The sequence below is a fragment of the Parendozoicomonas callyspongiae genome, from assembly GCF_023502345.1.
In the GTDB taxonomy this organism is placed as follows: domain Bacteria; phylum Pseudomonadota; class Gammaproteobacteria; order Pseudomonadales; family Endozoicomonadaceae; genus Sansalvadorimonas; species Sansalvadorimonas callyspongiae.
This window is the reverse complement of the sequence record NZ_JAMFLX010000006.1, coordinates 153,872-167,286: the sequence shown is the minus strand read 5'-3', so window position 1 is coordinate 167,286 and position 13,415 is coordinate 153,872. Positions and strand designations below refer to the sequence as shown.

At 50.1% G+C, this 13,415-nt stretch carries 9 protein-coding genes; 2 read left to right on the top strand and 7 right to left on the bottom strand.

The annotated features are described in order from the left end of the window. Nucleotides 1-167 precede the first annotated feature (167 nt). The 6 genes from M3P05_RS06465 to M3P05_RS06440 form a co-directional block, all read right to left on the bottom strand. On the bottom strand, nt 168-3,863 hold the full coding sequence (locus M3P05_RS06465; protein WP_249698631.1) for an SbcC/MukB-like Walker B domain-containing protein: 3,696 nt from the start codon (nt 3,861-3,863) through the stop codon (nt 168-170). Next, the gene (gene sbcD / locus M3P05_RS06460) at nt 3,860-5,110 is read right to left on the bottom strand and encodes an exonuclease subunit SbcD (RefSeq protein WP_249698630.1); all 1,251 of its coding nucleotides are present in this window, start codon (nt 5,108-5,110) and stop codon (nt 3,860-3,862) included. Before sbcD ends, M3P05_RS06465 begins: the two co-directional genes overlap by 4 nt. A gap of 124 nt (nt 5,111-5,234) precedes the next feature. Continuing rightward, on the bottom strand, nt 5,235-5,453 hold the full coding sequence (locus M3P05_RS06455; protein ID WP_249698628.1) for a YgaP family membrane protein: 219 nt from the start codon (nt 5,451-5,453) through the stop codon (nt 5,235-5,237). A 95-nt stretch (nt 5,454-5,548) separates the two neighbouring features. Then, entirely contained in the window at nt 5,549-6,889 is a 1,341-nt protein-coding gene (locus M3P05_RS06450; protein WP_249698627.1) for a hypothetical protein, read from the bottom strand. 10 nt (nt 6,890-6,899) lie between these two features. Continuing rightward, nucleotides 6,900-7,697, bottom strand: coding sequence for an outer membrane lipoprotein-sorting protein (locus tag M3P05_RS06445; RefSeq protein WP_249698626.1), 798 nt, complete (start codon nt 7,695-7,697; stop codon nt 6,900-6,902). Next, complete coding sequence (locus tag M3P05_RS06440) at nt 7,694-10,252, bottom strand: efflux RND transporter permease subunit (protein ID WP_249698625.1); 2,559 nt, start codon at nt 10,250-10,252, stop codon at nt 7,694-7,696. The genes M3P05_RS06445 and M3P05_RS06440 overlap by 4 nt, the downstream gene beginning before the upstream one ends. Nucleotides 10,253-10,404: 152 nt before the next feature. Between M3P05_RS06440 and M3P05_RS06435 the strand changes: the two genes are divergently transcribed. Further along, nucleotides 10,405-10,842 carry an OsmC family protein gene (locus M3P05_RS06435; protein ID WP_249698624.1) on the top strand — a complete coding sequence of 146 codons (438 nt, stop codon included), beginning with the start codon at nt 10,405-10,407 and terminating at the stop codon, nt 10,840-10,842. 59 nt (nt 10,843-10,901) lie between these two features. Continuing rightward, nucleotides 10,902-11,207, top strand: a complete 306-nt coding sequence (locus M3P05_RS06430) for an ArsR/SmtB family transcription factor (protein WP_249698623.1) — start codon at nt 10,902-10,904, stop codon at nt 11,205-11,207. A gap of 377 nt (nt 11,208-11,584) precedes the next feature. Here M3P05_RS06430 and M3P05_RS06425 read toward each other — a convergent pair whose 3' ends face one another. Then, nucleotides 11,585-13,288, bottom strand: coding sequence for a sensor domain-containing diguanylate cyclase (locus M3P05_RS06425; RefSeq protein ID WP_249698622.1), 1,704 nt, complete (start codon nt 13,286-13,288; stop codon nt 11,585-11,587). Between the last annotated feature and the right edge of the window lie 127 nt (nt 13,289-13,415).

Sequence of the window (13,415 nt, the reverse complement as noted above, 5' to 3'; positions counted from 1 at the left end):
ATCATGGACTCACCCTGATTTCACTATTAGGCCGACCCTGACGATGACACTGCTAAAACGTATCGGGATCAACCTTATTACGGTTCTACTGCTCTGCCTTTTGGCCGGGTTTTCAGAAATCGACACCGGAGAGTTACTGCAACAAGGCAACCCTCCGGCTGTTGCGGTCACGCTTCCGCAGGCACCTCAGCCTGTTCTTTAAAGCGGTAGCAGGAAGCCAGACGGCTATAACCCAGCCCCTGTTCCTTGCTGACTTCTATCTGTACAGGGATTCGCTCTTTCAGAGCTTCCACGTGAGATATCACGCCCACCATCTTGCCGCTGGCATTTAGGCTGTCGAGAGCATCCAGAGCCGTTTCCAGTGTTTCAGCATCCAGAGTACCGAACCCTTCATCCAGAAACAGTGAATCAATCCGGGTCTTGTGGCTGACCAGGTCAGACAGCGCCAGTGCCAGTGCCAGACTGACCAGGAAGCTTTCACCACCGGACAATGTTTTAGTATCCCGGGCGGTATCACCCTGCCAGGTATCCAGCACCTCCAGACTCAACTCTTCATTGCCTTTGCGGTGTAACTGGTACCGGCCATGCAGCCGTTCCAGCTGACGGTTGGCCAGATAGACAAGGTGGTCCAGTGTCAGCCCCTGGGCATATTTACGGAATTTGTCTCCCTTGGCTGAACCAATCAAGCTATTAAGATGATCCCAGACTTCCAGTATCTGACTCTGGGTTTCAATTTCCTCCAGCAGCTGCTTCTGGCTGATCCGCTTATCCCGATCACTCTTGAGGGCATTAAAGATTTCACCCTTGCGCTGGGCGACAAGGTTCAAACTTTCTTCAATCTCAGTGAAAGCTTTTTGAATGTCATCCAGCGAACTGTCTGTTAAAGGTTCTTCCCTGAGCTGCGTCTGGGTTTGACGTGCTTTTTCCAGCAGGGCACGGTTACTGGCCAGTTCCTGATCCAGACGAAGCTTTAACTGCTCCAGCTCCTGACGCTGTTCTGAAGGCATTAGAGCTTTCTCGAAATCATCAAAGGAAGCGAAAGGACTTGATGATAAAGCGTTCTCCCATGCGCCTTCGGCCTGAACCTGTTTCTGCTCCAGCTCTGACAGAGTTTTGGTTAACTGTTGTATAGAACCGTTCAGTTCATTCGCTTTACCATTCAGCTCATCTTTTCGGGCAACAACTTCTTTGTAGGCCTGCTCAGCAAGGTTCACCGCTTCAAGCAGCTGTGCTCTCTCATCAGCTGTACTCCTGTCACCAAACAGCGCCTGACGTTCCTTGATAACAGTCTCGAGAGTTTCTCTCTGCTGCTCCTGACTCTTTTCAGCTGCCAGCTTCTGCTTCACCAGTTGTTCAATATCTTTCTGCACCAGCGCCATATCCTGATTCAGAACATCAAGTTTCTGCTGGTTTTCTTCTTTCTGTTTCTGCTGACTCTGCCACTGGCTCCACAGTTGTTTCTTCTGTTCCATCCACTGTTGGCTGCTGCCAGTCGCTGGCAGTTCAAACCCCAGTGGTTCAAAGGCTGAGGTCAGTGTGTTCTCATGCTTTGAAAGCTCTGTATTGGCGACATCCCGCTGTGTTTTCAGTTCCTTCTGCTTGCTATCCAGCTCTTTCTGCTGGGCAGTTGCCATCTCAAATTTATGTAAGGCCGCTTCTGACTGCGACCTGGCTTCAGAAAGCTTGTGCTGGTGCAGCTGAATATCCTTGTTTAATGCATCCAGGCGTTGAATAAGTGCCTTGAGCCTGTCCCCTTTTTCCTGACGGTTGGCGATTCTCAGGGAGGTATCTTCAGGATTATTCAGATCCAGATTGATGCCCAGATTCTGGCAGGTGTTATTCCACTCTTTCAGGCAGGCTTCCAGCTTATTGCCCACCTCTGATAATTGCTTATCTGTGGCGTCAATCAGCGTTTTCAGGCGAGTAACGTCCTCGCCCATAGCCCGACCAGCGACTTCCATCTCTTCAACTTTTAGAGTCTGGGTATCCAGGCGCTGCTGTGTTTGTGACTGGTTGACCTGCACATACTGCTCAACAGCCGGATGCTCCAGGGAACCACACAATGGACAGGGTTGATTGGGTTGCAGGTTCTGACGGTGCTCACTCAAACTGGCAATGGTCTTTTCCTGTTCCAGAATCACTTCCAGATCACGCTTTTGCTGGCGCTCTCTTTTGTACTGTTCCCGGAACGTCTGCAGCTCCTGCTGCCTTTGCTCCAGTTGAACCTTGTGATCAGCCAAAACCTTGCGAGCCTGGGAATAAGCAAGGCCATCCTGTCGGTTCTGCTCCTGCAAATGATGTAGCGTCTGAACCAGAGGCTGTTGCTGCTGGAATTTTTCCAGACGCTGTCGCCAATGATCTTCTTCCCGTTCAGCCAGTGTCAGCTGGCGTTTCTGGTTGAGTTCATTCAGCTCTTTCTCAAGCTGTGCATAAGACTGCTTGCTGGTCTGGAGGGCTGTCTGGGACTTACCGATTTCTGCCTGAAAAGTTCCCCGCTGCTTTTGCAGCTCTTCATCCTGCTGCTGAAGTTCCAGAATTCGGTTAAACAGTACTTCACGACTATCAAGCTGCAGTTTCCAGGCCGGCAGCAATTCTCCCAATGACTGATAAGCCGCATGCTCGGTAAGAAAGCTGTTGATCTGCTCAAGACTTTGCAGACTCAGTTTCTGTTGTTTCTGCAGGCTTTTATAACCAGTCTCACGTTGAGCCAGCTCATGAACCAGACCTTTACTCTCACCCTCACTAACAGATAGCTGTTCTTTCTGGTGATTGATTTTTTCATCAAGAGGAATAATCTTGCTGGTGATCAGGCTCTCAGTTTCCCGCTGCTTTAATAAAGCCTCATCCCGTTGTTTCCCTGCTTCAGCAACCTGACTATCAATGGTTTTCAAAACAGTTTCATTCTGAACCTGCTCTTTGCGATAACCGGCGAGGGTTTTCTCTCTTTGCTGGCAGGTTTTCATCAGATCCTGCCAGCTTTCATAGACTGACTTGATTTCAAGCGCCGGCATGGCATCTTTCAGTGCCTTCAGATCATCAGCCCGTTTATGCTGTTCTGCGACAGCCTGTTTATACTTTTGCTCGCTGGCGGTGATGTCCTGTTGAACAGTTGCCAGTTTTTCGAGCCAGAGCTTTTGTTCTGCCAGCGTTTTTTGCTCTGACTTACCCATGCGCTGCTGTTCTTCCAGGCCTGCCTGTTCAGCCTCCAGCTCAGCCATGCGCTCTGGAGTCAGCAAATCAACACCCTCTACCCGGGCTTTCAGAACTTTCAGATGGCTCTCTTCTTCCCGCATTCGGGCAAAAACACGACGGGAAATCTCACCGTAAATTTCCGTACCGGTCAGTTCTTCCAGCAACTCGGCACGTTCATTGGCACTGGCTTCCAGAAAAGCTGCAAAGCCTCCCTGGGCCAGAAGCATGGATTTGGTAAAACGCTCAAAGTCCAGACCGGTGATCTTGCTGATCAGCTTTAACTTGTCGTTAATCCGGTTGGTGATAATCTCACCGTCAGCCCTGGCCAGTTCTACCTGAGGAGCCTGCAGCTTGCCATCGATACTGTTACGGGCGCGGCGCTGTGACCAGAAAGCGCGATAGCAATCGCCTTTCACTTCAAACTCCACCTCAGCCAGTGACTCTGCTGTATGGCGGGTCATCAGCTCATTTTCGGAAGCAGAAACATGTAAACGCGGCGTCTGGTGATAGAGAGCAAGACAGATCGCATCAAGAAGCGTGGTTTTCCCCGCACCAGTCGGGCCGGTAATGGCAAAGAGTCCGTTATCGGTAAACTGCGGATCGGTAAAATCTATCTTCCACTCCCCTTTCAGGGAGTTAATATTTTTCAGCCGCAGGCTTAGAATTTTCATTGCACTACTCCTTCAGCAACCTGCTCTTCTTCAATTTCAGCAACTAGTTTCTCAAAAGCAGAAACCAGCTTTTCATTGCGGATATCATCAAACTCTTCCCCAGCCAGGCGACGGATAAACACGTCATTAACCTTGAGTTCGGCCAGCGTTTCACGCTCTTCTACTGCAAGCCCTGTAGCTGATGCCTGTCGCTTGCGGCGAACACGAAGCACCTCCAGGGCCAATGTGTCTGCAACATCCTGAATTCTGCTCTGCAAATCACTCAGATAATCATCTCCTTCGACAACAATCTCAACCCAGGGCGTCAGGCTGCAATCACTTTGCTCGCCAAGGAACTGCTCCAGCTTTTCGCCAAGATCATCCAGAGAACTCTTTATCGAAGCCAGTGGCCGGAACAGAGGAGCATCAACCGGAGTCACTTCCTGCAACCGGCCTTTATCAAAATCAGCCAGCAACACCTGCTTACTTGATCCGGCTTCATCAAAGCTCAGAGGAATGGGTGAACCGGAATAACGAATATGATTGTTGCCTGCCACCAGCTGACCACGGTGCAGATGACCAAGAGCAATATAGTCAGCAGGAGGAAAAGCCGAGACAGGGAATGCAGACAGCGTTCCGATATAAATCTCCCGGACGGATTCCGAAACCTTGCCTCCAACAGTCGTCAGGTGCCCGGTCGCAATCACTGGCAGTGCGTGCCAGTGCCCCAGCTCCTGTGCCTTGTTTCGGGCATGGGTGTAGATGGCCTGATAGTGTTCCGTCATAGCGGACAGCAGTGCTTTCTGTTTGTCATCACCGGATTCACCAGACTGGCTGGTCACCACATCGCGAGGACGGATAAACGGCACAGCACAGAGAACAGCACCCGGTTTACCTTTGCGGTTATTCAAAACCACCACCTGGCTTTCCGGATTATCGGAAGCAGCACCAACAACTGTGGTATTCAGGTACTCCAATAGGGAACGGGATTCATGAAGAGTTGCAACCGAGTCATGATTGCCGCCGATAACCACCAGTTGCTGACAACCGGCTGACTGTAACCCTACAATAAACTGGTTATAGAGCTTACGGGCATAACTGGGAGGTACGCCGGTATCAAAAATATCACCAGCAATGACAACAGCATCAACCGTTTCCTGCTCAATGGTTTTCAGCAGCCAGTTGATAAAAAGACGATGCTCGTCTTCCCGGGTCTTTCCCATAAAGTGCTGACCCAGATGCCAGTCCGATGTGTGCAGTATTCGCATGACTATTCCCTGCCAGGGCTGCCTGATTAAACAACCGTGTAATCATACACTGCAATAATCCCGGATCACTATTTCAGAAACGAAAAACCCCGGCAGCCCGGGGTTTCACAGATGTTTGAAATCATCAGGTTACAGAAACGGCACCTGTTTCTTTCTCAGCTTTCAGACCCAGCTTTTTAAACACCATCGCTGCCGGGCAGAATCCGCTGAAGGAGAACTGGAACAGGTTGGCACCTACAAAGACTGTAAACCACATAAAGCCGGGGTGAACAAATTGTGTCAGAGCCACTGAAAGCAGCACCATAACCCCGGCAAAACAAAATACCGCTCTTTCAACTGTCATAATGATCACTCCATTTTGATTTTGCTTTTTATCATGGAAATGCCCCTCATTTTTTTCATATTTTGGGGCGGACATTTCCAGCTCATGGCTGTTTGTTAGTAATTAAACCGAATACGAGCCCAGGCATTGCTGTTATCTTCATGCTGCCCGAAGAATGTATGTTTATCGTCACCCATAAACAGGTTGGCACCTGTGGCAAATTCCCAGTTATCATCCAACCGGTAACTGACACTGGGGCGCAGATAGGCATCCTGATCCGTTGGTGACCAGAAGGTGAACAGTGACCAGGTCAGCTTCTGCTGCATAGCCAGTTTGGTAAAGCGCAGGGTCAGCAGCTGACGGTATTCATCCTGCTCATACTGAGGTTTGGATGAATACTTCTTAAGATCATCGTAGTCTTGGGTCCACTCCAGATAGTACTGGACAGCCGCCGTCAGATTCGTTGCCACTTCCTGTTCATAGCCCGCGAGCCAGCGCAGCTGGGAATTGGGAATCTTTGGATCTTTACCGGAACGATCCTCCCGGCTGTCATACCAGGCCATCTCGGTATTGAATAATCCTTTCCCCAGAGGGCTGCGCAGGCTTGCTCCCCAGGTATCCAGCTCAGGATAAGTCGCCTTTCCCTGGTTGTTTATACCAACCGGCGTAGGCCAGTAACCGATATGACCATACAGGGCATATTCAATACCTTGATGTGTTGTGGCCAAACGGCCAGACCATGTAGCACCTGTTGGTTCATCGGGATTCAGCTTAGGATTCGGAGCGACCTGCTTCCCGGCTAAAGGTGAGAAGAAGGAGAACCTTTCCCCATTCAGCGAGTTATCCGGTTTGAACTTCGGGGTGAGAACCAGATCAACGCTGACCAAAGGCCCATACCAGCTACCCATAATGCTGTCAGATGGCGCTTTGAGATACTCATCATCACGCCCGGAGAAAAAAGCCTGCCAGTCCTTGGGGAACAGATCATTTAGGAACAGGTAGTCGCCGGTTCCCCAGGTCAGCACCTGTCGCCCGACTTTCATATCAATATTGTCGGTTGGGCTGAACTGGGCCACCAGCTTGCGGGTCTGCCACTCACCTTCATTCAGTACATCGTCGTAAATAACATCACCCAGGGCTTCAAGACTGAACAGATCATGAAAATACTGATATTCAATTCTCGCCCGCGCTTCGCTCAGCGTATTGCGCTCTTTGATAGCTGAGTCTGTCTGCAGACGTCGTCCAATGCCCGCCTCGATAAAGCCAGAGACAGTGCTGACATCATCAGAGTCCCAGCTGTCCATATCCACATCGTCGAGACGCTCTTCATCTCCCCAGTCGTCCCACTCATCATCTGCTACCTGATCATTGGCGACAGATGAAACAGAGATCAATGCAGCAAGGCTGGTCATTGCCAGGTGAAGGGGCCACTTTCGCTTAATTGAAGCTGAAGTCATAACAACATCCTTACTTCTTCAACCACTGCTGTGGTGGTTTGCGCAGGCTGCGTTCGCCGAAAATATCCTGGGGCAGACCGATATCGTATTTCACACCACGCATCTGCATCAGGGTTTTGCTGCCACGCTCAAGATTACTGATCTGAGCCTGCAGTACGGTAGGATGCCCCTGAATGGTATCGACCTTAACCACTTCCATGGTGCGGTAAATCTTGCCTCGGCTGTCGGTGTATTCGACCTTCATTGGCAACAGAGTGGCCTTGCTGATCCAGCTCTTGTAGCTGACAAACTCAACCGACTTAGGGTCAACTGGCTTGCTTTCCAGCACATAGTATTCACCGGCTGTTTCCAGCAGTTTATGGTTATCCTCAGAGGGATTGCGGCCAGACACATCCTCATAGAAGAAGTCTGAACCAACGAAAGATGTCCGTTTGTCTCCGGCGGAAATACGTTTTACCAGATCCAGTCCTGGCAGGTAGAGCCAGCGATCATCATCAGCGCCTGGATGGCGCACAACCCGGAACACGGTATTGCGCACATCACTTGGGCGACTAAAGAACACCATCAGATCCTGTTCACCACCGGGTTTCCTACTGCGACGAAGAATGGTGAACTGACGAAGCTGGTTACGCCCCTGGGCATCGATGATTTTCATCCTTGCTTCCGCGCGGCCATCCTTGCCGGCGTAGTAGGAAGCGATATTGGCCTGCTTAACAATTTCATCGGCACTGGTCAGGTCAGCGGCCTGAACCATCTGAAAACTTGAGACAGCCAGAGCTGCGGCTGCAAACAGAGATAAGACTTTCATGATGCACTCCTTAAAGCCTGACCAGAAACCTGTCCTGAGACACGACTGCTCAATATCGCTGGCAGCAACAACAGCGTCACCAGTGCCGAGGCAGCCATAATGCTGGCAAGAAAAATGCCAACGGTGATATAGGGAACAAGTGGAGCAAACAGCAGCGGGGTAAAGCCCACGGCGATGACGATGGCATTACGGGTAATGGCCCGACCTGGCTCTTCAAACATCTCAGCCAGAGCCACTTCATTCTCCTTCTCTTTACGCAGCTCGCGATAGCGCTGCAGGAAGTGAATGGCAAAGTCGACTGACAGGCCAAGAGTCAGAGCAGACAACACGGCAATCGGCATATCGTAATCCTTACCAATCCAGCCAATCAGCCCATAAATAAAGGTGATGGTAAACGTCAGCGGCAACATAGCCAGCAGACCAAACTTCACCGAACGGAACAGCAGCACCATCATCACAAAGACCACTGCAAAAGATGACAGCAGGCTATCAACCATGCCGCTGACCATGGCATCCTGCCAGATCACATTCAGGTAGGCTTTACCGGCCCAGCCATATTCCAGTCCGGCAGGCAGTGGGTTACGGGCGATATAGTTATCCACCAGCTCAACCACCTGGGTCATATGCTGGTTATCACCGCTGGTCAGCTGCAGCCAGACCAAACTGCTGGTGTAATCAGGGGTGACAAAGTGCCAGAGATCCTGTGGCCGGTGGGAAGACTGATACTGCAGCAGTGCCTGGGCCACACCGTTTGCGGTAACAGGCAGGCGGAAATCTTTGTCATTACCGCTTTGCAGTTCACGGTTTACTGTGCGCACCACATCGGGCAAGGCATTGACTTTACCCACCAGGTCACTGGACAGAAGGTAATCCTGCAGGTCTGAGATCCAGCTCAACACCTCTGGGCTCTGGAATACACGGCTCTGTTCCAGCTGTACTTCCACCAGCACAAGAAGCTCTTCCAGCCAAACAATTTCCTCGTCACCTGCCTCGAGCAGCCCTGAGCTGGAAAACAGCCGGTCATCAATAGCGGTTGCCATTTCGTAGAGGTTGGTTTCATCAGTGATTTGGAGAGGAATCAGGTCAATACCCTGCTTTCCTGCCTCACTGATAACCTTGTTGTACTGATCAACAAAGGCTTTTGAGCTGGCACTGCCGGAGGGTCGCTCCAGAACCAGCCAGGCATCATAGGTTCCAGCAAAATGATCATTAAGAACGCGGTCAGCGACACGAATTTCATGATCGGCCTTAAACCAGTTCACCGGGTTATCATTGATCTGAATCTTGGTAATACCCACAACACTGACTGCAAACAGTGTCAGGGAAACCAGCAATACGGCATATCGTCCACCGGTGGCCATACGTCCCACCTTCGGCAGCCAGCGACCAAGACGACCACCGCCTTCCAGTCGGTGAATGGCATCCTGCATGGATTCCAAAGACTCCGGCTTCATACGGGAGATGTACGCCGGGATATAAACAATGGTCAGAACAAAGGCCAGGAAGATACCGAAGCCGATAAAGGCACCAAAAATCCGCACAGGTGGAATCGGTGTCAGCATCAGTGACAGGAAACCGATTGCAGAAGTAATCGTGGTATAGAGCATCGGAGTAAACAGATGATCCAAAACCTTGATAATCACTTTCTTCGGGTCTTCACCAGGGCGGAACCGGTCAGCAAACTCGGAAAGAATATGGGTGGAGTCCACGACCGCAATCGGCATCAGGAAGATAGCGATCATGGATGACATGATATGAACGGTAAAGCCCATACCGATCAGCAAACCCATGGTAATCAATACTGTTGCCATGGCGACAACCATTGGTCCTACCACCAGCGGAATACTACGGAAGAACATCCACATCAACATGAAGATTGCCAGACCGGCCAGGGGAGCAGAGATACCCATCTGGATAAACATCTCCACACCAAACTGGTCTTCTGCAACAGGCAGGCCGGTAATATGGAAATCATCCTGGCTTTGCAGACTACTGATAATCCCGCGAATCTCTTCAGCTATGCGATAGCTTTCATCCTTGGATTCAACCGGCACATAAATAGCCGCAGCTTTGCCATCACCGGATACCAGTGTGTTAGCCAGCATAGGCAGCCTGTTAACTGCATCCCGTAACTGTTCAGATTGCTGTTGCGTTGTCGGTGCATCCTGCATCAGCCATTCAAAGCGGATCACCCCCGGACCTTCCTGGGTGATATTGTCGACGGTATCCAGCGACATCTGGTCGCTGCGAACAATTCCATCCAGTTCCAGAATACCTTTGGAAAGCTGGTGTAAAGCCTGCAGAGAGGTCGGGTTATAAATACCTTGTTCGCTGTTGTTTACTGCACCAACTACGATCATGTCGTGCATTGTGAACTGCTGCTTGACCCGGTTATGGAAAACCCGGGCGGGATCATCTTCCCGCAGCATATTTTCAGGGTCCGTATCAATGGTCAGGAACGGAATCATGGCCATACAGGCCAGTGTCACCAGTAACACTACGGCATAAACCGTGCGTGAGTGTTCGAGTGCGAATCGGGTGATGGTCTGTTTCATATCATTGTTTATTAGCTAGTTCTAATATACAATACACACTACATTAGTATTATCTAATATACAAGTTACACAGGAATGATTTTTCCTGTCAGAAAAGGCCGGTTTATTCCTATTGGGTGACTTGTGTTGTATAAAATGGTAGGAACCGTAGTATGTCAGTAAATAAAGTTGTGTCCGTGAGTGCCGAAATGGGTAAAGATTTTCGTATTCACGCCCAACTCGGAAATCATCTTGCATTCATTGATCAGCCAGAAGCTGCCGGTGGCACAGATAAAGGCCCCAACCCACTGCAGCTGTTTCTGTTCTCTCTGGCAGGTTGCATTGCCAGTATTGGTCGCATTGCGGCAAACCAGAAGAAAATTGAACTGCGAGGTATGAAGGTTAATGTCGAAGCCGGCATGAACGCCGCTGGCCTGATGGGTAAGCCAACTGAAGACCGTGTTGGCTTCCAGTCCTTTAAGGTCAATGCTGAAATTGATGCTGATATGACAACAGAAGAGAAACAGGCATTTCTTGATGAAGTCTGCGCCCGCTGCCCTGTCCACGATAATATTGGCAAGGCTACAGTTGTCGAACATATAGCCCAATAGCCAAAAAAGCTGCTATAAAGTGCAGCTCTGCTGTACTTTATACAAAAACAGGAGAATTCATGCCCGAGCTGGATGTGGATATGAAAAAAATGCGGGAGAAAGCCCGCCATGTTGCACAGCTGCTGAAAATGGTCAGCAATGAGAACCGGCTGATGATCCTGTGTCACCTTGGTAAAAGCGAGATGTCCGTTACCGAACTCAATGAATGGTTCGATCTCAGCCAGTCGGCACTCTCCCAGCATTTAGCCAAACTGCGTCAGGATGGACTGGTAAAGACCCGGCGTGAATCCCAGACTATTTACTACTCACTGGCCAGTGAGGAAGCATCCCGCCTTATTGAGTTTCTGCATGGGGAGTTTTGCTGAACAGCAGGCTTCCCCCTCTTATTCCCCCAACGCAGCCCTATCTGATCTCTTGTTGATTCAGGACTCCCGTATATTCGACTTAAGTCTGAAACCCTACCATGAGCTGATGGCAGCATTATGGTTCCCCGCCAAACTAACTGGAAACAGATATAAAAATTAAGGGAGAGACCACGACGTACTCAGCAACCAACGCAACAATACGTTCCATATAATCAACTGATTCGTACCAGAGCTCAGTCTCCAGTGAGGGGTTATTGGTTTTTCTGGAGGGGCTACAGGAGGACTGACTGGCTCTGCGGGTACTGGAAATCCAGTGTTTATTCTTGCAGGAAACAATATCAATTCTGAAAAGCGAGCTGGGTGAGTAATTCTCACCCTTAAAGTTCAGGGAAAGAGCCTTCAGCATCTTCTCCTGAACTGACAATCACTCTGTTACGCCCCTGTTCTTTCGCTTCATAGAGTGCATTATCAGCATCCTTCAACAGTAGATCGACGCTGGTATCAATGTTCTGGCGAGTTGCAACACCCAATGAAATCGTCACATTACCCAGAGACTGTCCATTAAACTGCATCCCCTGCCCGGCAATACGGGCCACCAGAGCTCTTCCCAATTCTGCAGTTTCCTCAAGAGAACTGTCCGGACAGATAATACAGATTTCCTCACCACCATAGCGGCAGACGAGATCAGTTTCCCTGGTGGCCTGTTTCAGTTCCATGGAGACCTGTTTCAGCACATAGTCACCAGCATCATGGCCAAAAGTATCGTTAAACCGCTTAAAGTGATCCAGATCGATCATCATAACTGAGAGCGGAGCACTCTGTGTCTCAGTGTTATAGATTCTCTGCTCCAGGAACTCCATCATATGGCGCCTGTTGAACAGGCCGGTTAACGGATCTCGAATAGCCTGTTGCCTTAAATCTTCACGCAGCCTCATATTGGCAAGGGCCAGACCGATCTGCTCGGCCATTGCTTCAGCCTTGGCATTATTGGCCTCGAGTTCTTCATGGTTTTCATAGCTCAGGTGGAGAACACCAAGGGTTTCTCCCTGTGCTACCAGGGGAATACAGACCTGGAAATCATCTTCCTTGTTGGCACTGTGAGCACAGTGAATTTCCAGCCCATCCTCAAAGCTGTAGTGAGTATGACCTTTAAGGAGGGACCAGCAATCGCTGGGCTCAAAACGCTCACTGCCCTTCCACTGCTCTCCCCACTGGGTCAGCAGATCCAAACGGTTTCTCGAGGATTTGATCAGGGTAATTGCTCCACCGGTACAGCCGGGCAACAGGTGGTTAGCAATGGGGTGCACCACATTTGCGGCCCCCTCAACGGTGGTACAGGCAGACATCAGGCTTCCCAGCCGCTGCATCAGGCTGAGCTCATGGGTGCGTTCCTTGACTTCACCCTCAAGGGCTGAACGCTCAACAGAAGCCTGTTTATCGATCATTTTGCTGAATAAAACAGAGATGATCACAACGATCATAACACCAAGAATGCTGATTCCCCCCACCCAAAGCCAGATCCAGAGCATCTGCTGCCCTAGAATATTCAGCGCCAGGGCGGTACGGACAACCAATAGATCAGCCTCTCCATGGGTCAGGGAACTGGCACCATGCTGGTGCCCGTCGGCATGACTTCCTTCCGAGTTGATTTCAATTTTGGTGGCATAATAGAGCTGGTCATATCCCAGAGCTTGTCTGAAGCGCCGGGCCAGACCGCTGCCACTGGACATAGCAGCCTGAATCTCTGGACGTGAGCCGTAGTTTTCCATCTGTTTCAGGTCATGAGAGGAAACTTTAGAATCCCCCACTACAACACCCTCAGGGTCAATAATGGTGACCCGCATGCCTGAGCTGCTGCCAATATCCGTAGCCAGCACATCAAAATCGATATGCTTATCACCATGCAGCTCAATATCGTCCCGCAGAACCTTTGCGGTCACGTCGGCAATTTGCTTCAGTTTGATTTTGTAACTTTTAAGAAGAGTATCTTTGAAATAAAAGGTAAGAAGTGACAGGCTGGCCGTGAGGACAATTGTCATCAAAATGGCGGGCATTGCCAGAAGGCCAGATTTTTTCAACATGAACAACATCCCTGTGACATCTGTAGAGGTCTTTTACCCAGCATCTCCTCTTGGGCACGTTCACTGATCCCTCTAAGTATTACAGAGCATTCTCTATTTATTACGACAGGATATTGGCTTCTATCCT

Bases quoted from the DNA above. Each gene is read 5' to 3' on its own strand.
- M3P05_RS06465 (WP_249698631.1), bottom strand. From the start codon at position 3,863: ATGAAAATTCTAAGCCTGCGGCTGAAAAATATTAACTCCCTGAAAGGG.
- sbcD (WP_249698630.1), bottom strand. From the start codon at position 5,110: ATGCGAATACTGCACACATCGGACTGGCATCTGGGTCAGCACTTTATG.
- M3P05_RS06455 (WP_249698628.1), bottom strand. From the start codon at position 5,453: ATGACAGTTGAAAGAGCGGTATTTTGTTTTGCCGGGGTTATGGTGCTG.
- M3P05_RS06450 (WP_249698627.1), bottom strand. From the start codon at position 6,889: ATGACTTCAGCTTCAATTAAGCGAAAGTGGCCCCTTCACCTGGCAATG.
- M3P05_RS06445 (WP_249698626.1), bottom strand. From the start codon at position 7,697: ATGAAAGTCTTATCTCTGTTTGCAGCCGCAGCTCTGGCTGTCTCAAGT.
- M3P05_RS06440 (WP_249698625.1), bottom strand. From the start codon at position 10,252: ATGAAACAGACCATCACCCGATTCGCACTCGAACACTCACGCACGGTT.
- M3P05_RS06435 (WP_249698624.1), top strand. From the start codon at position 10,405: ATGTCAGTAAATAAAGTTGTGTCCGTGAGTGCCGAAATGGGTAAAGAT.
- M3P05_RS06430 (WP_249698623.1), top strand. From the start codon at position 10,902: ATGCCCGAGCTGGATGTGGATATGAAAAAAATGCGGGAGAAAGCCCGC.
- M3P05_RS06425 (WP_249698622.1), bottom strand. From the start codon at position 13,288: ATGTTGAAAAAATCTGGCCTTCTGGCAATGCCCGCCATTTTGATGACA.